At 58.7% G+C, this 18,088-nt stretch carries 13 protein-coding genes and 3 pseudogenes; 7 read left to right on the forward strand and 9 right to left on the reverse strand.

Annotation, left to right across the window (positions count from 1 at the left end; translation table 11 throughout):
* Positions 1-312 precede the first annotated feature (312 nt).
* From OMP38_RS15950 to OMP38_RS35920, 4 genes are all read left to right on the forward strand, one after another.
* On the forward strand, positions 313-540 hold the full coding sequence (locus OMP38_RS15950; RefSeq protein WP_277566829.1) for a glycosyl-4,4'-diaponeurosporenoate acyltransferase CrtO family protein: 228 nt from the start codon (positions 313-315) through the stop codon (positions 538-540).
* Positions 537-2,066 carry a phytoene desaturase family protein gene (locus OMP38_RS15955; protein WP_277566013.1) on the forward strand — a complete coding sequence of 510 codons (1,530 nt, stop codon included), beginning with the start codon at positions 537-539 and terminating at the stop codon, positions 2,064-2,066. The genes OMP38_RS15950 and OMP38_RS15955 overlap by 4 nt, the downstream gene beginning before the upstream one ends.
* A gap of 22 nt (positions 2,067-2,088) precedes the next feature.
* The gene (locus tag OMP38_RS15960) at positions 2,089-3,198 is read left to right on the forward strand and encodes a glycosyltransferase family 2 protein (protein ID WP_277566830.1); all 1,110 of its coding nucleotides are present in this window, start codon (positions 2,089-2,091) and stop codon (positions 3,196-3,198) included.
* A gap of 79 nt (positions 3,199-3,277) precedes the next feature.
* Positions 3,278-4,069, forward strand: coding sequence for a MerR family transcriptional regulator (locus OMP38_RS35920; protein WP_420869698.1), 792 nt, complete (start codon positions 3,278-3,280; stop codon positions 4,067-4,069).
* A 125-nt stretch (positions 4,070-4,194) separates the two neighbouring features.
* Here the strand turns inward: OMP38_RS35920 and OMP38_RS15970 are convergent, their stop codons facing one another.
* From OMP38_RS15970 to OMP38_RS15985, 4 genes are all read right to left on the reverse strand, one after another.
* Entirely contained in the window at positions 4,195-5,088 is an 894-nt protein-coding gene (locus OMP38_RS15970; RefSeq protein ID WP_277566015.1) for a cation diffusion facilitator family transporter, read from the reverse strand.
* Positions 5,089-5,281: 193 nt separating this feature from the next.
* On the reverse strand, positions 5,282-5,962 hold the full coding sequence (locus OMP38_RS15975) for a glycosyltransferase (RefSeq protein ID WP_277566016.1): 681 nt from the start codon (positions 5,960-5,962) through the stop codon (positions 5,282-5,284).
* Between the two features lie 101 nt (positions 5,963-6,063).
* Positions 6,064-7,236 carry a sensor histidine kinase gene (locus OMP38_RS15980; protein ID WP_277566017.1) on the reverse strand — a complete coding sequence of 391 codons (1,173 nt, stop codon included), beginning with the start codon at positions 7,234-7,236 and terminating at the stop codon, positions 6,064-6,066.
* Complete coding sequence (locus tag OMP38_RS15985; protein WP_277566018.1) at positions 7,190-9,454, reverse strand: response regulator transcription factor; 2,265 nt, start codon at positions 9,452-9,454, stop codon at positions 7,190-7,192. Before OMP38_RS15985 ends, OMP38_RS15980 begins: the two co-directional genes overlap by 47 nt.
* A 407-nt stretch (positions 9,455-9,861) precedes the next feature.
* Here OMP38_RS15985 and OMP38_RS15990 point away from each other — a divergent pair, with 407 nt between their 5' ends.
* The 3 genes and pseudogenes from OMP38_RS15990 to OMP38_RS16000 all read left to right on the forward strand — a co-directional run bounded on the left by OMP38_RS15990 (position 9,862) and on the right by OMP38_RS16000 (position 13,706).
* Positions 9,862-10,659, forward strand: coding sequence for a Nif3-like dinuclear metal center hexameric protein (locus OMP38_RS15990; RefSeq protein ID WP_277566019.1), 798 nt, complete (start codon positions 9,862-9,864; stop codon positions 10,657-10,659).
* Positions 10,660-11,458: 799 nt separating this feature from the next.
* A pseudogene (locus OMP38_RS15995) lies at positions 11,459-12,641 on the forward strand (MFS transporter).
* Between the two features lie 19 nt (positions 12,642-12,660).
* Positions 12,661-13,706: pseudogene (locus OMP38_RS16000) on the forward strand (NAD(P)-dependent alcohol dehydrogenase).
* Positions 13,707-14,496: 790 nt separating this feature from the next.
* On the opposite strand, the gene OMP38_RS16005 reads toward OMP38_RS16000, so the two are convergent.
* From OMP38_RS16005 to OMP38_RS16025, 5 genes and pseudogenes are all read right to left on the reverse strand, one after another.
* A complete protein-coding gene (locus OMP38_RS16005) occupies positions 14,497-16,059 on the reverse strand; it encodes an MFS transporter (protein WP_277566020.1) in 1,563 nt (520 codons plus the stop codon).
* A 179-nt stretch (positions 16,060-16,238) separates the two neighbouring features.
* On the reverse strand, positions 16,239-16,748 hold the full coding sequence (locus OMP38_RS16010) for a VanZ family protein (RefSeq protein WP_277566021.1): 510 nt from the start codon (positions 16,746-16,748) through the stop codon (positions 16,239-16,241).
* 168 nt (positions 16,749-16,916) lie between these two features.
* Positions 16,917-17,267, reverse strand: coding sequence for a DoxX family protein (locus tag OMP38_RS16015; RefSeq protein ID WP_277566022.1), 351 nt, complete (start codon positions 17,265-17,267; stop codon positions 16,917-16,919).
* A 20-nt stretch (positions 17,268-17,287) separates the two neighbouring features.
* Positions 17,288-17,710: pseudogene (locus OMP38_RS16020) on the reverse strand (SRPBCC family protein).
* The gene (locus OMP38_RS16025) at positions 17,707-18,036 is read right to left on the reverse strand and encodes an ArsR/SmtB family transcription factor (protein WP_277566023.1); all 330 of its coding nucleotides are present in this window, start codon (positions 18,034-18,036) and stop codon (positions 17,707-17,709) included. The pseudogene OMP38_RS16020 and the gene OMP38_RS16025 overlap by 4 nt, the downstream one beginning before the upstream one ends.
* Positions 18,037-18,088: the final 52 nt, after the last annotated feature.

An 18,088-nucleotide genomic window follows, 5' to 3' on the forward strand; every position in this document is an offset into this window, starting at 1 on the left:
AGTGGGAGACAGAACGGTTGAGGAGGACTGCCGTGCCGCTCGTTACGTTATCTAACTTTTGGATCGTCGCGATCGATATTTTCGCCTGGGCCTTTTTCCACATGGCCATCTCGGTCCTTTGCCTGAAGCTTCCCCAATCCTATTTTTTGAAGGACGGCTTCTGGTTTCGGCTGGGCGCCTGGGAGCGATCGGGCAAGCGCTGGCAGCAGCTTTTTTTCGTGAAGCGGTGGAAGGGACGAATCATCGACGGAACAGCGATATTAAGAAGAGGCTACGGCAAAAAAGAAGCTGCACGGCACGCGCGTCGGCGAGCTGAAAGTTTTCGCCGCGGAGACCAAACGGGCGGAGCTGACCCACTGGCTGTCCATCCTGCCGGCTCCCTTGTTTTTTCTATGGAACCCCGTATGGGTGGGCTGGATCATGGTCCTGTATGCCGCGGCGTTTAACTTGCCGATCATCGTCGTGCAGCGATACAATCGCGGACGCATCGATGCCATCGTATCCGCGTCGAATAAAACGGGAACGAGGTCATTCACATGAACAACAAGAAGGTTGTCGTGATCGGCGCCGGCGTGGCCGGACTGGCCAGCGCGATCAGACTGCAGCATGCGGGATACCAGGTTGAGATTTACGAAAAAGAGGCGTTGCCGGGCGGAAAAATGCACCGGATCGAAAAGGACGGCTATTCGTTCGATCTGGGACCGACGATCGTCATGATGCCGGAGCTGTACAGGGAGATCTTCGAGCTATGCGGCCGCAATCCCGACGATTACATCCCCATGGAGAGACTGGATCCGATGTATCGGGTGTACTACAACGACAAGCCCGACGAGCCCTTCGACATCTCCTCCGACCTGACGCAATTGACGAAGACGATCGAAGGCGTCAGCGAAGCGGACATGGAGGGATTTTTCCTCTATTTGCACGAGATTTACAAACGCTTTATCGTCGCCAAGCACAATATCATTCAACGGCCCTTCCGCAAAGCCCGCGACTTCTACAACTTCTCGATGCTGAAAAAAGCGATGAAGCTGAAGACGCTGGATACGGCCGACCGATTCATGAGCAAATATATCCGCAACGAACGGCTCAAGCAGCTGATCAGCTTCCAGACGCTGTACATCGGCATATCGCCTTTTCGCAGCCCTTCGTTCTATACGATGATACCGATGATTCAATTCATGTACGGCGTATGGTTCATCAAAGGCGGCATGTATACGATGGCTTTGGCGATGGAGAAGCTCTTTAAAGAATTGGGCGGAACCGTTCACTATAACCGCAGCGTGCAGGAGATCAGCATTCATGGCCGCAAGACGACCGGCATCGTCGCAGACGGGCAGCAAGTGCCGGCGGACTTCGTCTTATGCAATGCGGACTTCCCGTACGCCATGAAAAATCTCGTGAAGGACCGGGCGGCGAAAGGAAAATATACCGATCAAAAGATCGATAAATTGAAATACTCCTGCTCCTGTTTCCTTCTCTATTTGGGCATGAACCGCAAATACGACGAAATCGAGCATGTCCACAATTTTATTTTTAATGAGGATCTGAAAAAAAATCTGAACGACATCTTTGAAGGAAACAAACTGACGAACGGGTCGTTCTACGTATACGTCGCCTCCAAAGCGGACGAATCCCTCGCGCCGGCAGGAAAAGACGGCTTGTACATTCTGATGCCGGTGTCTAATCTGGCTGCGGCCAACTACGAGTGGGACGAGACGACGATCCGGGATTACCGCGCTTATATTCTAAACACGTTAAAGAAAATACGCGGTCTTGAAAACATCGAGCAAGAGATCGTGACGGAAACTTGCATCACGCCGCGCGACTTCGAGTCGAGGTTCAATGCGTACAACGGATCCACCTTCGGCCTGATGCCCGTCCTGTCCCAGAGCAACCATATGCGTCCGCAAAGCAAGGCCAAGCACTGCGACAATATGTACTTCACGGGCAGCAGCACGCATCCCGGCGCGGGCGTGCCCATCGTCCTGCTGTCCGCCCGCATCGCGTCGCAGGAGCTGATCCAGGACGATCAAGGGATTCAATTCGACTATTCCGGCAAGTGAACAGGGAGGGAATGCATTGACCGTGTTAGAGGTTGTCCAGCTTGGGATCGGCCTGCTGGCGCTTGCGGCCGGCTTCGTCATGTTCGGCGCGCTGCCGACGCTCAAGGCGACCGGCAAGCCTGGGCCCGTGCCGTCGCTGACCGTCATTATTCCCGCCAGAAACGAAGCGGGCCGGATCTCGCCGCTGCTGCGTTCGCTGCGGGAGCAGCGCTATCCGTCGTTCGAGGTGCTGGTCGTGGACGACGATTCGACCGACGAGACGGCGGCGATCGCCCGCGAGCTCGGCGCGACTGTGCTGCGCAACGATACGGTCGAAGCCGGGTCGGGCAAATCCGCGGCCTGCTGGCACGGCGCGCGGCAAGCGAGGGGACAATGGCTCCTGTTCCTCGATGCGGATACCGCGCTCGCGGATGCCGACAGCCTGACGAAGCTGGTCGGCTGCTATGCGCAAAAAGGCGCCAAAGGGATCCTCTCCCTCCAACCCTACCATACCGTGCATCGCTTGTATGAAAACTTGTCGGCTATTTTTAACGTGATCGTCATCGTCGGCATGAACGTGTTCACCCTATGGGGGACGCGGTTTAAAACCGCGGGCTCCTTCGGACCGTGCATATTATGCAACAAAGACGATTATTTTGAGGTCGGCGGCCATCGCAAAATCCAGGGAGCCGTGCTCGACGACCTGGCGCTAGGACAGGCGTTCCTGGACCGGGATCTGCCGGTCCATTGTCTGGGCGGGGGCGGCGTCATCTCTTTTCGCATGTATCCGGAAGGCTTCGGCACCCTTGTGGAGGGCTGGTGCAAAAGCTTTGCCGTCGGTTCGAAATCCACCCATCCGATCGTCATGTCGATGACCGTTCTTTGGATTACGGGCGGATTTATGAGCGCGGCCGCCCTGATCTCTTCGATCGCGGCGTGGAATCCCGCCGCAATGACGCTCGCCGGCTTAATGTACGCCGCATATGCCGGCCAAACGTTGCGTTTCGCACGTAGATGCGGCAATTTCAGCAAGGGCTTGTTTTTGATGTATCCGCTGTTGTTCGCTTTTTTCGCGATACTGCATATCTATTCCCTTTTCAGGGCGCGCGTATTGCATTCCGTCAAGTGGAAGGGACGAAAAATGGAGGTTTGAACCGGCTTCAGCTTCTAACCATCCTCATTCTGTATGGATTTTGTATAATTGCAATGAGGAGGAACGTTAAATGTACAGCATGAAGAGGGCATCCGAGCTTCTCGGCATCCCTGTCGTCACGATTCGCGCCTGGGAAAATCGATACGGGATCATCTCCCCCAGCCGAAGCAGCGGCGGGCACCGTCTGCTAAGCGAGGAGGATCTGGCCAGGCTCGGCTTTCTTAAAGAACAAATCGAAAATAACGGTCTAAAAATCAGCGAAGCGGTGGAACTGCTTCAGCGAAGCGAGTCCCTCCCTGCGGAACAGGCTGCAGAACAGCCGGTAAATGCCCATGCGTACGACCACTTGGTCGAAAAGCTATACGCCGAATTGATCCATTTTAATGCCGCGCAAGCGGATCAAACGATAGATCTGGCATTTGCCATGTACGATATCGAGGAAACGCTGCGACGCATCGTCGTCCCGGTTCTCTATCGGGTGGGGACGGAGTGGGAATCGGGGAAAATCAAAGTCGTTCAGGAGCATTTCGCTTCCGAAACGATTATGCGGAGATTGTCGGCTTTGTTTCGGGTTTTTCCCATTCATCCCAGCCTGCCGGTCGTGCTGGCCTTTTGCCCCGAAGGCGAGCGCCACCATCTCGGACTGTTGTCGTTCAGCCTTTTTTTTGCGCAAAAGAGGCGTAAATGTCCTGTACGCCGGTCCCGACACGCCGCTCAAGGAGCTGGACGGAATCATCGAAGCCCAGAACATATCGTTCATCGCGGCTTCCGTCACGGACCCTCGCCATACGGAAAAGCTTTTGACTTGGATCGAGACCATCGCATCGAGCCATGCGCACTTGCGATTTTTGTTAGGCGGGGCCGCTTTTGATAACGTCGCGTCACGCCGTGCCGTGAACGCGAACGTGCGCTATCTGTCCGCCGATGACTGGGAAGATTGGGCGGATGCTTAAGGCCTGACGTGCCCTGCAGGCGACGGTCGTTCGACTGCCCCCGCTAAGACAGCATTTCCGAGACGTCGACCGGTTCGTAGTGGACGTGAACTTCGTACACCTCGGACGTCTTCTTCAGTTTATTTTCGACGCTGGTCGCGATCTCGTGCGCTTCGGCGAAGTCCAGCTCCATGTTCACGAGCACCACCACGTCGACGACCGCGCTGCTGCCGTAATTTCGCGCTTTGATATCTTTGACGGCCTCGACGCCCTCGACCTCCAGGATCGCTTCCTTGAAGGATTCGATGGTCGATTCGTCGAACCCGTCGGATAGATGGTGGGAGGCGTCGCGAAAAATATCCCATGCCGTCTTGCAGATGAGGAGGCCGACCGCTACGGCGGCGACGGGATCGAGCCAGGGCAGGCCGAATTGGGAACCGACGATCCCGATCACGGCGCCGACGCTGACGAGCGCGTCCGAGACGTTGTCTTTGGCGGCCGCCATGACCGCTTGGCTGTTGATTCGAACCGCCAGCCTTCGGTTGTAACGGTACACGAAGTACATCGCGGCCGCGCTGAACAAGCCCGCCCAGACGGAGATCGGGTCCGGCGCCTTTTCGCTCCCGCCGAACACCGAAGATACGGCGGCGAACAACACTTGAAGCCCGACCGCCGCCATGATGAACGAAGAGATAAGAGAAGCGATCGTTTCCGACTTCCAGTGACCGTACCGATGGTTGCGATCCGCCGGCTTCTGCGCGAGACGCAGTCCGACCAGCACGGCGACGGACGCGACGATATCCGTCGCGTTGTTCATGCCGTCGGCCCGCAGCGCCTCGGAGCCCGCGATGTAGCCGACGATTAATTTGAATGCCGAGAGGACGATATAGGCGACGATGCTGACGATCGCCCCGCGCTCTCCCAGCTTCAGATTGTCGTAACGCTCCTGTTGATCCATTTCCGAAGTACCTCGCTCCCTATCCAGTACCATCCATACTAGCAAGCAAAATCGGAGTGGGTCTAGAGAAACGTTTTTTCGCCGGGGCTACAAACGTGTCGGTTCACAACAATCGTGTCGGTTCGCAAAAAAAGTTGCGCGGCGTAAAAAAAGCTTTTTTATAACCGCTTATGGCGATTATAAAAAGCTCTTGTCATTGCGAGCGCCGGCTATGCGTTTGCTTGAATTTCTCGGGGAACTGCTTGACGATGCCCTCGGTCAAAATGTCCGCCAGGTGAATCATGTGAATCTCGTTTTTGTCCGTGGCGGCAATGTCGCCCTTCCAATCGCCCTTGAGACAGTCGAGTACGATCTCCGTGATCAATTGCAGATGCGTATAGAGCATATCCTGCAGTTCCTTAAACGACCAGTTCGGATTCGCGCCGCTCAGAAACTTGGCGATGTCGTCGGCGTTCCGGTGCCAGTCCGCCTCCAGCTTGGTCACGTCCGCCTGGTTGCCGGCCTTGGCGGCAGCTACGATCTTGCCCGCGATCTGAATGTGCTCCCTCAGCAGATCGGCCAGTTTGTTGCCGGCGGCTTCCCCGTAATAGGGCTTGATGAGGTTGCCGATGTCCTGTTGGTTTTGCAACAGCCGGTCCAAGACGTCCTGCTGATCCGGACGGTTCGACAGCGCGCTGACGATATAGCTTCGCGTCCAGATCGTATGGTCGATCCAAGCCTTCTGCATATCGGTCTTCAATTGCACCATCTTGGGAGTCAGGCAAGACGCATCCTTCTGTTTGCCCGCGTTCGCTTGCGCGGATCCGATCCCGCCGGTCATGCCCATACTGAGCGCCAAGACGAAAACCAAAGCCGGCATCCATTTGTTTCTCAACTCATCTGCTCCTCTTTGCGGTTGGAATGACAGGCTGGCTTATTTTGGTTGAGCCATCCGATTTTTATTCAACCGCGCCAAGCGAGGAGCCCGGCCGGCGCTCAGCCTTCCCTATCCTCCTTTACGACGATGCGGAACGTCGTTCCTTCTCCTTCCCGGCTGGACACCTCAAAGCCGACCTTGTCCTTGTAATACAGCTTCAGCCGGTAATAGACGTTTTTGATGCCGACGCTCTCCCCCATCTCCTCGCTTCGCTCCAGCTCGCTTAAGATCGACGCCAGCCTGTCCGGCGGGATGCCCGCTCCGTTGTCCTGCACGGTGCAGACGAGTCCCTCCTCGGTCTTGCCGACCGAGACGCGGATCAGTCCGCCCTCCTTGAGCTTTTCGATGCCGTGGATGCTGGCGTTCTCCACGAGCGGCTGCAGGGACATCTTCGGGATCAGGAGGCCCAGCACCGACTCGTCGGCTTCGATCCGGTACTCCAGCTTGTCCCCGAACCGGTACTTCTGGATGTCGAGGAAGCACGCGACGAGGTCGAGCTCGTCCCGGATCGTCACCCAATCCTTGCCCCAGGTGAGCGACTTGCGGAAAATTTTAGCCATGCTGTGAATGATGCGCGCCGTCTCCTCTTCCTTTTTCATCAGGCTGCGCATGCGGATCGTCTCGAGCGAATTGAACAGAAAATGCGGATTGATCTGGCTCTGCAGCGCGTGCAGCTGCGACTGGTTGCGCTTGATGAGCAGCTCCTTCTTCTGGATGTCCGCGATGTAGACGTCGTGGATCAGGCTCTTGATCTGCAGCGTCATCCGGTTGAACTCGGCCGTCAACTGCCCGATCTCGTCCTGGGCGTCCTGCCGGGCGATCGTCTCGAACGAATGGTTTTTCACCTTTTTCATATGCTTCAGGATGCGCACCAGCCGCGCGGTCAGCGACCGGGAAAACCAGATGATGATGAGCGTCGGGAGCAGCACGTTGGGAATGGCCAGATATAGCACGAAGTACTTGGACTTGCGTACCTCCTCCAGCACCGCCGATTCCTTGAACCGGCCCACGATCCGCCAGTCGGACAGATACGGGACGCCCTTGAAGTCCTCGCCGATGACGATCGTGTCCTTGGACACCGGAGACGCGGCAAAATCGGCCGTCTGCGCGAGGTCGACTTCCGGGTTGGTCGTGTACTGAATCTCGTTGCCCTGCAGCAGGTACAAGTCTCCCTCCAGGGTCACGTTATGGAAAATCTCCTTGATCGCTTCGGGATGGAGATCGATCTTCATATACTTCTCCCATGACCCAGCGACTTCGGTATCGGCGATCTTGCGGACGACGCTCAGCATGTCGCCGGTCGCGCCGGGATAGTCGGACGCCGTCCGCAGCACGATCGGCGCGGACAGCGCCGAATCGCGAACCAGTTGGTACCACGGCTGCGCTCTCGTGCTTGCCGTGACGCGCTCGACCTGCCCGCCGTAGATCAGCGTATCGTTGTCCGAATACAGCGTGATTCGCTGGATCGCCTCGTACACCGGGCTGTATTTGTTCAGCATGCTGATAATGTACGATTGGTAATTGTATACGTAGTCCGACGGCACGTCGTAATTTTTGTCCAAATACTCGATCAGCAGCGCATCGTTGTAGATGACCGCGGAGATGCCGACGGCCACGTTGACCTGCGTCATGAAGTCGTTGCGGATCTGCTCGATGGCTAGCGAGATGTCCCGCATCTTCTGCTTTTTGACGTTGTTCGTCGTGATGTTGTAGAAAATGACGTTCGTCAGCACGACCGGGACGAACACGGACAAAAAGTAGACGATCAGCATTTTGTTGCGCAGCCTGACGTTGTTCAAGCTGAAGGCCCGCTTCCGAATCCATCGCAATCCCATTCGCATTCCCCGCACCGCCGATAATTAAATCTTTTCGCTGATGGCATTTTTGTATGCGGTCGGCGTCTTCCGTTCGACCTTCTCGAACTGGGTGACGAAGTAGTCGGCGTTGCAGAAGCCCACGCTCGCCGCGATCTCGTACACCTTTTTTGTCCGTTTGCCGGAGCTGGCGCTTCGCTTCTTGAATGCGCAGCTGCAGCACGTATTCGTTGAAGTACACCTGGTACGTTTTCTTGAACAGCTGCCCCAGGTAGACCGAGTTCATATAGTAGCGCTGCGCGATGCTCTTCAGGCTGATATTCTCGTGGAAATGCCGGTCGATGTACGCCTTGATCTTGGCGATGTCGCCCTTGCCGATCGATTCGCGCAGCGACGAGATATAACCGGCGCATTCGGCGAGGAAGGCCAGCAGCAGATCCCGCAGGCCCGCGAGCGAGCGCGGGGTCTCCTGCCAGCCGAGCGTCGCGTTCATCGTCGCAAGCCGGCGATCGTCGCCCTGCATCGTGCGGACGATGGCCGTCGCGCCGTACACGACGCGGGATACGGCCGCGGCGACGGCATCCGGCGCGAAGCGCTCCTCGCGGAACGCGGCGAGCATCCGGTCCAAGGCGCCCGCCATCGCGTCCGCGTCATTCTCCTCCAGCCCCTCCAGCAGCGAGGCATATACCGCGGGCTCGATCTCGCGACAGGCGCCGGGCTCCGCATCGCGAATCTCTTCGAACAGAAGGACGGTGTCCCCGTCCTTGGCGAACTTGGCCTTCCGCGTCTCCTGCGCGGACAAAAAGGACTCGCGGGCCCGGCGAAGTCCCGGAACGGCCTCGCCGATATAGACGCGCGGCGCGACGCCTTCGCCGCAGCCGGCCGCCCGGGCCAGACGCTCGCCCAGCGCCTTCGCCTCTCGCGGGGCGATCGCGCCGGGCACGAGCAGGCCCAGCTCGTACCGGTCGCGGAAGTGAACGTAAGGCTCGCCGGCGCAATGCGGCACGGCGGCCGTATCCGACACGGCGCGGGCGAGCGCGCGCGCGACGTCGCCGGCGCGGCGAAGCGCCGTCTCGGCGTCCTCCTCCGGCGGCGCGTCGTTCAGCTCGACGGCGTAGTAACGGTACTCCAAATCCGCCGGCCATCCGAACGTATGCCGGCCCGCTTCCAGCTCGCGCGCCTCCGCGCGTCCCGAGACGAGCGCCTCGAACAGCGACGGACGCCGCAGCGCGTCCTCCGCCTCAAGCCGCTCCCGCTCCCGCTTCAGTTGCTCGCCGATCCGGACGAGGCTGGCGATGAGCTCGTACTCGTCGATCGGCTTCAGCAGATAATCCTGCACGCCGAAGCGCACGGCCTGCTGCGCGTACTTGAAGTCGCCGAAGCCGCTGATGATGATGAAGTGCGTGCCGCGATAGCCGCGCTCCTGCGCCTCCCGGATCATCTCCAGGCCGTCCAGCACGGGCATGCGGATATCGGTAACGACGACGTCGGGCGACAAGCGCCCGATCAGGGCCAACGCTTCCTCTCCGTCCTCCGCCTCGCCGACCACCTCGAAGCCGTAGCGCTCCCAGGGGATCAAGCCCGCCAGCCCTTTGCGCGCGAACATCTCGTCGTCCACCAGAATGACCTTTCTCACGGCATCCTCCCGTCCGGCTCGTTCGCCTCGGCGTAATGGGTGTAATCGGTATAATCGGTGTAGTCGATGTAATCGGTGTAGTCGGCGTAATAGATGCAATCGGTGAAATAGATGCAATCGGTGTACTCGGTGTAGTCGGTATCATCGCTAATGTTGTAATCGCTTTCATATCTCGCGCCGAAGGCGGCTCGGAATTATTTCGTTTTCGCTGCTTCTATTGTAGCGCATCACGGTCCTGGCCGCACTTTCAAAACTTTGCATGTTTCTTTGTAAATTTAACAAACGCGGCTTTCGTTTGACGAAACTAAACTTTAACCGGTGCCGAACCATGGTTTGCGGGGGTGTCCGCGGATAGGCGGTCTACTACAATGGGAGCGCCAGACTTCAGGAGAAAGCGGGTCTTCCCCATGCCCTTCGCCATACGCGACATCATCGATCGGCTGCGCGGCGACGTGCCGCCCCTCGACGATACGGTCGACGTCCTGCTCGGACCCGGCGGTCCGGATACGCCGGTCGGCGGCGCCGCAGTCGCCTTCATGCCCTCGATCGAAGCCATCGAGCGCGCGGCCGCGCTGGGCGCCAATCTGCTGATCGCCCACGAAGGCGTATACTACAGCCACCGTATGCCCGAGCGGCTTCCGGATGACGATCCCGTCTATGCGTTCAAACGGGACTTGCTCCGCCGTGCAGGCGTCAACGTGTACCGCCATCACGATGATTGCCACCGCCCGGCGCCCGACCCGATCACGCTCGGCCTGGTCCGGGCGCTGGGCTGGGAGGCGGCGCTCGAACGCATGCTGCCGGCCGCGGCGGTACTCGCCGTCCCGGCGATGCGCGCGGACGAAGCGGCCGCGCGCGTCAAGGCGCGGCTCGGCCTGTCCGGCGCTCGCTTCGCGGGCGATCCCGGCGCGGTCTGCCGCCGCATCGGCGTGCTCGCCGGCTATCGCGGCGGCGGCGGGCTCGCCGTGCCGCTCCTGCGCGAGGAGCGGCTGGACCTGATCGTCGCCGGCGAAGGACCCGAGTGGGAGACGCCGGAGTACGTGCGGGACGCGGTTCATCTGGGCGCCGCGAAGGCACTGCTCTTCGTCGGGCACGCCGAGAGCGAGGCGCCCGGCATGCGGCTCGTGGCGGAGCGGCTGCAAGAGGCATGTCCCGGGCTGCCGGTTCATTGGCTGGACGACAAGCCCGCGCTGCGGTACCTGTGACCGCCTGCTGCAAGTGCGGTCCTTGTTGTTTCCGTTCAGGACTTCTTGCGCATGAGGCACGGCGGCGGGCTCGGTTTGTTTCCATTTGGGACTTCCTGCGCCTTGGGGGCTGCGTCGTGGTTCGGTTTGTTGCTGGTTAGAACTTCTTGCGCTCGAGGATCTGCGATGAGTTGCGGTTTGTTGCTAATTAGAACTTCTTGCGGATGAGGCGCTTGCGGCAGGTGCGGTTTGTTTCCAGTTGGGACTTCTTGCGGATGAGGCGCTTGCAGCAGGTGCGGTTTGTTTCCAGTTGGGACTTCCTGCGCCTTGGGGGCTGCGTCGTGGTTCGGTTTGTTGCCGGTTAGTACTTCTTGCGCGCGAGGATCTGCGATGAGGTGCGGTTTGTTGCTAATTAGAACTTCTTGCGGATGAGGCGCTTGCAGCAGGTGCGGTTTGTTTCCAGTTGGGACTTCCTGCGCCTTGGGGCTGCGGCGTGATTCGATTTGTTGCTGGTTAGAACTTCTTGCGCTAGAGGATCTTAGACGAGGTTCGATTTGTTGCCGGCTAGAACTTTTTGCGCTCGAGGAATTACGATGAGGTTCGATTGGTTTCCAGCTAGAACCTCTTGCGCCTGAGAAACTTCAGCGCTTGGGTTCCCTATTAATCAACACTTTCACCCGATCTGTTCACATCTGAACAGATCGCGTTTTTTTAGCCATTGAACAAAGGCTTCTGCCCTCTATAATAGACACGAGTTGATTAAACAAAACGACTCGAGCTTTGCGCGACAGCGACGCCGGTCGACGAAGACAGCGAAGAAATGCGAGGTGCATGCTTGACGCGTTCCAATCGTTTCTTGATTCTCATTTTAACCTTCGGCGTGTTCGGCATACTCAATACCGAAATGGGCATCATCGGTCTGCTGCCCGCCATCGCCGATCGCTACGGAATCAGCGTATCCCAGGCGGGGTGGCTGGTGAGCGGGTTCGCCCTTGCGGTCGCGGCGTCCGGACCGCTCCTGCCTTTATTATGCTCGGGGCTTAACCGGAAGACGGCCATGCTGCTCGTTCTTGGCGCCTTCGCCTTGGGTAACGTCGTCTCAATGTGCGCGACGGATTTTTCGATCGCCTTGGCCGCCCGCGTGCTTCCGGCCTTTTTTGCATCCCGTGTATTGCTCGCTCGCCTTTACGGCAGCCGCGGGCTCGGTCCGCGAGGAGGACGCGCCGAAGGCGGTATCCAAAGTGTTCATCGGCGTATCCGCCGGGATGGTCGCGGGGGTCCCGATCGCCAGCTTTCTGGCAAGCGCCGCTTCTTTGCAGGCGGCGATGGCGTTTTTCGCCGCGATCAACGTCTTGGTATTTATGGCGACGCTGCTCTTTGTGCCGTCTATGCCCGTCAAGGGAAGACTGTCATACGGCGCGCAGATATCCGTCTTGAAAAAACCTGTCGTGTGGCTGTCGATCGCGGCCGTGCTCTTCATCAACGCGGCGATATTCGGCGTATACAGCTATCTGGCCGAGTATCTTGGCAAGGTCACGCAGCTGTCCGCGAATGCCGTCAGCATCCTGCTGTTCGTATTCGGCGGCGCCAATATGATCGGCAACGTCGTCGCAGGCCGATTGCTCTCGCAGCGCGCGGCACGCTCAATGATCGCGTTTCCGTTCGTGCTCGCCGCGGTCTACTTGCTGCTCTTTTTCACGGGACAGTTCAGCGTATCCACGGCGATCCTCACGCTGGTCTGGGGCATACTGGCCGGCTTCGGGTCCAACATGAACCAATATGTCATGGCCTCCGCCGCGCCCGATGCGCCGGACTTCGCGAACGGTTTGTTTTTAACGTCGGCGAACTTGGGCGTCACCTTCGGCGCATCGGCCGGCGGTTTATTGATCGCCGAATGGGGTACATCGTATGTCGTACTCGCAGGCGTCCTATCGTTAGTATTGGGTTATATCGCTGTCTCGCTGAGAAATCGCGTGCTGTCCGCAGCTCCGCTACATTCATGAACTTCCGGGAGGTTTTACGATGATCACCGTTAACGCACGCGCTACCTTTAGCCCTGAAGGGCCGTTTAAGCTGACCGAGATCGAGCGCAGAGAACTTCAGCCGCATGACGTTCTCATCGAGATCAAGTACGCTGGCATCTGCCATTCCGATATCCATACCGCCCGCGGCGAGTGGGGTCCGGTTCAATATCCGCTCGTGCCGGGACACGAGATCGCGGGCATCGTCGCCCAAGTCGGCGCGGCCGTCACCAAGCATGCCGTTGGCGACCGGGTCGGCGTCGGCTGCATGGTCGATTCTTGCGGAGAATGTCCGAACTGCCATAAGGGCGAGGAACAGTACTGCCTGAACGGCATGACGGGCACTTATGGCGCGACCGACAAGTACGGCCACTATACGCAAGGCGGTTATTCCACCCATATCGTGGTGACCGAGGAATTCGTCGTCCGCATTCCGGACAGCCTCCCGCTCGACGCCGCCGCGCCGCTGCTGTGCGCCGGCATCACTACCTATTCGCCGCTGCGCCACTGGGGCGCCGCTCCAGGCAAACGCGTCGCCGTCGTCGGACTCGGCGGGCTCGGCCATATGGCCGTGAAGCTCGCGCATGCGATGGGAGCCGAGGTCACGGTACTGTCCCAATCGCTCAAGAAAAAGAAGACGGCCTGAAGCTGGGCGCGGACCGCTACTATGCGACTAGCGATCCGGAGACGTTCAAGTCGCTGGCGGGCACGTTCGACCTTATCGTGAACACTGTAAGCGCGAAGCTCGATATGAGCGCCTACCTGTCACTGCTGGCGCTGGACGGCACGCTCGTCAACGTTGGCGCGCCCGCGGAGCCGCTGTCCGTGAACGTATTTTCGCTGATCGGCCACCGCCGCTCCTTCGCGGGCTCGATGATCGGCGGCATCCGCGAGACGCAGGAAATGCTCGACTTCTGCGCCGAGCACGGCATCGCGCCGGAGATCGAGGTCATCTCCGCCGACCGGATCGACGAAGCGTGGGAGCGCGTGCTGGCTTCGGACGTCCGGTACCGGTTCGTCATCGATATCGGCACGATGGAAGCCTGATCCGCGCTTCAATGAACGCCTATGCTCCCGTCCCTTTAAAGGGACGGGAGTATTTGGGGGTGACATCGCATCGAACGCCAACACTTGTCCCAACGTCAAAGACCTGGACATTGCCATTCCCGTCAGCGTCATCGTCTAAATTTCTCTTCCGTCGATTCGGACATCTTTTACACGGCGTACGCGTCTTCGTTCGACGTTCCCGCGAACGCTTACGACGTCAGAACCTTTTTCACCGGAGACAATATGCCAATGAAGTGCAGATCGACGTGTTTACCATCTCGATGCCTAATCTGCTGCTCTCCAAATAAAAAGCTTGGCGTTTATCGATTGCTGTTCGAATTGGACGGGCAGTCCTTTGATGATTTCTTCGTGATCGATTAACTTCGATATGAGGTGATTCTCTGCGACAGAAATGGTGGTTTAGAACGCTAGTAATTACGATTCTGGTACTAGTTATTGTAGCAGTTTGGGGCATATGGCTTTGGGGACGATACATACTCCCCGCTCCTCCGAAATGAAACGCGACTAAAATTTCTCCGCCTCGTCCATTCTAGAGCTTCTCCTATTTGGAAATGTGTAAAATTCATGTGCCGATTACACTATATTATGGGCGGCAGCGTTTCTCTCGCTTTCGTTTTCAGTACTCGCATCTTTTGCAGACAATTCATGCGAGCGTTTTATGCATGGAACGAACCTAAACAAACGGCCATCCGGAAGGGATGGTCGTTTGCGTTATGGAGCTAGGCGCATCTATGGGCTTCGCTAGGCTGGTCCTCATTTTTATCGTCCTTTACGACACCGAAGCGCCCTGCGCGTCCTCCGGATTGCCCTCGGCCTGGCTCGATTGCGTCTCTCCGATCGGCCTTAAGTGCCGCAGCCGCATAACGACAAGGACGGCGATCGCGAGCATGATCGCGCCGCAGACTGCCGCGACCGCATGCATCCCGCTCGCAAAGGCTTCGCGCGCGCCCGCGAGCAGCGTCCGTCCGACTTGCGCGGGGAGGCCTTCCGCGATCGAGACTGCACCGGAGAGACTGTCGCGCGAGGCTTGTACCGCGGATGCCGGCAATTCGGCAGGAATCGCGTCCGCCACCTGACTGCGATAGACGACCGTTCCGACGCTGCCTAACACCGCGATGCCCAGCGCGAAGGCGAATTCGCCGCTGGTCTGCAGCATGGCGGCCGCCGATCCTGCCTTCTCCGGCGGCGCCGAACCGACGACGAGGTCGCTCGACAGGCTCGGCAGCGGAGCAGCCCCCATGCTGAAGCAGATATAGCCGGCGATCACCAGCGCAATACCCGAATCGACGCCCGCCTGGGTCAACAGCACGCAGCCTGCGGCCGATACCAGCAGCCCGCCGCCGATCAATCGGGCCGGTCGAATCCGGCGCGCGAGCAGCGGCGAGAAAAACATGCCGGCCATCGAACCGATCACCCCGGGTAGCGTATACAAGCCCGCTTGAAGCGGCGACATGCCGAGCACGAATTGAAGGTACTGCGCGATGAAGAGCATGATCGCTCCCGTCAGCGTGACGCCGAACATGGCCCCTAGCGCGGCGCCGAATCCCGGACTGGCGAACAGCCGCAGATCGAGCAGCGGACTCGCCAGCCTGCGCTGCCGCGATACGAACGCCGCGCCCAGGGCGACGCCACCCAGGATTAGCAGCGCAGGCGTCATTTGCAGCCCGTGCTGCGCTATCTCCTTCAGACCGTAGATGACAGGCAGGATCGCGCCGAGCGACAGCGCCACGCTGATCCCATCCAGCCTCCCTGCTTGGGAGTGCCGGTATTCGGGCAGCAGCAAAGGACCGGCGATGAGCAGAAGCAGCATCACGGGCACGCCCAGCAGGAAAACTGAGCCCCACCGGAAGTGCTCCAGCATGACGCCGCCGACCACTGGCCCCAGCGCCATGCCGCCCATCGAACATGTCAGCCATATCCCGATGGCGAAGGCGCGCTGCTTGGCGTCGCGGAACATGCTGCTAATCAAGGCTAGCGTAGATGGGGATACGGTCGCCCCGGCAATGCCGAGGATCGCGCGTGCCGCGATAAGCATCTGGGGACTTGTGGAAAATGAGGCCATGATCGAAGCCAGCATGAATGCAGAGCCGCCGATCAACAGCAGCTTGCGCCGGCCGATCCGGTCTCCCAGCGTCCCCATGGTGATCAGGCATCCGGCGAGCATAAATCCGTAAATGTCGATGATCCACAGCTGCTGCGCGCTGTCGGCGCCGAGCGCTGCGCCGATATGCGGCAGCGCGAGGATCATGACGGAGAGATCGATCGAGACGAGCAGGGCGGGCAGCGCAAGGACCGCAAGCCCGCTCCATTCGCGGATGCCGGCCTTCGTCATGGGAGAACGCCTCCCTTACTGAACATTTTTTCTGACAGCATAAATGGCATAAATAGCTCCTTCATCGCGCGCGAGATGGTTACCGGTGACCCCATCGTAATTCATGACGTAACGTCAGGTGCAAGCAAAAAAATGGCCGTCCCTGTTGGAATGGCCATTTGATTCATTGCCTATAACGATCAGCCCGCTTGAGTCTGCCTGCCCCGTGCAATCCCCGAGCCGGCGAACAGTCCGTAACCGATCGCGCCGCCTAGCGTGTTCAGGATCAAGTCGTCCACGTCGAAGCTGCCCATGGCGGAGATCAGCTGCGCGGTCTCGAGCGCGAGGCTGATGCTGAGCGCATAGAAGAGCACGGCGGACAGACGGCATCCGACGAACAAGCCGAGGAACAGACCGAGCGGGATAAACAGCGCGATGTTGCCGAACAGGTTGAACGTGTCGTGCATGTGCGGCAGGCCCGCGACGTTTTCCCTAATCGATACGAGCGGCGTCAGGTTGGCGGACTGCCAGCGATAGACGATATTGGCTGGCTGCTCGGCCGTCTTCAGCATCAGGCGTCCGAGCAAGGAGACGTTCACGTCGCCGAACTTGAACAGGATGATCTTGATCAATATGTAAAGGTAGCCGGCAAACAAGGCGGCGGCGCCGAGCTTGATCCATAATACGGGCGAAAAATATTTTACGTTCATTCGTTCCACGCTCCTCTGCATCGGTTACATGCAGTTTAGCGGGAAATGTTTAATGTTTTGCCCCGAAAACGTTTAAATTTTTCTTAAGAAGTCACGCCGGAAGGTGCGCCGTTCATTAAACGAGCCGCACAGGCACCGGCATCCGGCGACCGTACGGCTCGCTTTTCTTCATGCAACCTGCCGGACGACGATCAGCGCAACGGCAACCAGCGTGATAAACAATGCCGGCACCGCGCTGCTCGCATGATGCTTCACTCTGAAGTGCGCCAGGACGGCCACGAACATCGTGAAGGCGATCCCTATGCCCGCCCACTGAAGCACCTCCGGCTTCCAATAGCTGATGACCAGTCCGATCGCGCCGACGATCTGAACGGTCCCCGTCACGACCCTGAACCATTGCGGCAATCTCAGCGAATCGAACATGTCGACGAAATTTTTGGATCCGGCCAGCTTGGTCGCGCCGCCGCCCGCCATCGGGAAAATCAGAAAACTCTGCAGAACGATCAATACGATATTCATCGAACGATTCTCCCCTCGCCTTAGGCCGCCAATGCTTTTTCCAGCTCGCCGCACCATTGGGTCCAGCCGTGACGCGCGCCTTCGAGACCGTGCACGTTGGAGAAGCCGGTTTGCTCGAGATGCAGGTTCACCTTGCCGTCGCCCAGATCCTGAAGCGTTCACGTGACCGTATGCTTCTCGTCGCCGCTGGCCCACGTGTAGGACACCTTATTCGGCGCTTCTACGACGAGCACCTCGCCGTCGATGATGCCGTCCCAATACTGCGAAGGCTCCGTGCGGAATTGAAAGCGATGACCGACGACCGGCTCGAAGTTGTTTTCCATCGGCTTGCCGGTGTGGATATTGGCGATCCACTTGGCCAGCTTGCTGGAATCGGTCAAAGCGGACCATAGCTTTTCGATCGACGTCTCGTACTCAAAATCCAGGGATAAAGACAAACTCATGGTCGTTCCTCCTCTAATAGTTGGCTTAAGCGCCGTAAATTTCCGTTCCAGAACTTGCTGTGGTGAGCGACCCAATCTTGAACTTCCCTGAGCGGAGAGGCGTTGAGCCTGTATCGCGTTTCCCTGCCGACCTTGCGATAGACGACCAGCCCGGCGTCCTTGAGGATGGTCAAATGCTTGGAGACCGTCGTCCGGCACATGGAAAACTGCTCCGTCAATTCGTGCAGCGGAATCTCCTCCGCCTCCGCCAACAGACGAATCAGCCGGCGCCTCGCCGGATCCGCGATCGCATCAAACACGTCCCGCAATTGGTTCTTGTCGCTCACAACACCCTCTCCTAAGTTCTATTCCCTTCTGATCGGACACCGTTTGGTGACG

This window comes from Cohnella ginsengisoli, assembly GCF_029525555.1.
Taxonomy (GTDB): Bacteria; Bacillota; Bacilli; order Paenibacillales; family Paenibacillaceae; genus Cohnella; species Cohnella ginsengisoli.

Bases quoted from the DNA above. Each gene is read 5' to 3' on its own strand.
- OMP38_RS15955 (WP_277566013.1), top strand. From the start codon at position 537: ATGAACAACAAGAAGGTTGTCGTGATCGGCGCCGGCGTGGCCGGACTG.
- OMP38_RS35920 (WP_420869698.1), top strand. From the start codon at position 3,278: ATGAAGAGGGCATCCGAGCTTCTCGGCATCCCTGTCGTCACGATTCGC.
- OMP38_RS15970 (WP_277566015.1), bottom strand. From the start codon at position 5,088: ATGGATCAACAGGAGCGTTACGACAATCTGAAGCTGGGAGAGCGCGGG.
- OMP38_RS15980 (WP_277566017.1), bottom strand. From the start codon at position 7,236: ATGAAGATCGATCTCCATCCCGAAGCGATCAAGGAGATTTTCCATAAC.
- OMP38_RS15990 (WP_277566019.1), top strand. From the start codon at position 9,862: ATGCCCTTCGCCATACGCGACATCATCGATCGGCTGCGCGGCGACGTG.
- OMP38_RS16005 (WP_277566020.1), bottom strand. From the start codon at position 16,059: ATGACGAAGGCCGGCATCCGCGAATGGAGCGGGCTTGCGGTCCTTGCG.
- OMP38_RS16010 (WP_277566021.1), bottom strand. From the start codon at position 16,748: ATGAACGTAAAATATTTTTCGCCCGTATTATGGATCAAGCTCGGCGCC.
- OMP38_RS16015 (WP_277566022.1), bottom strand. From the start codon at position 17,267: ATGAATATCGTATTGATCGTTCTGCAGAGTTTTCTGATTTTCCCGATG.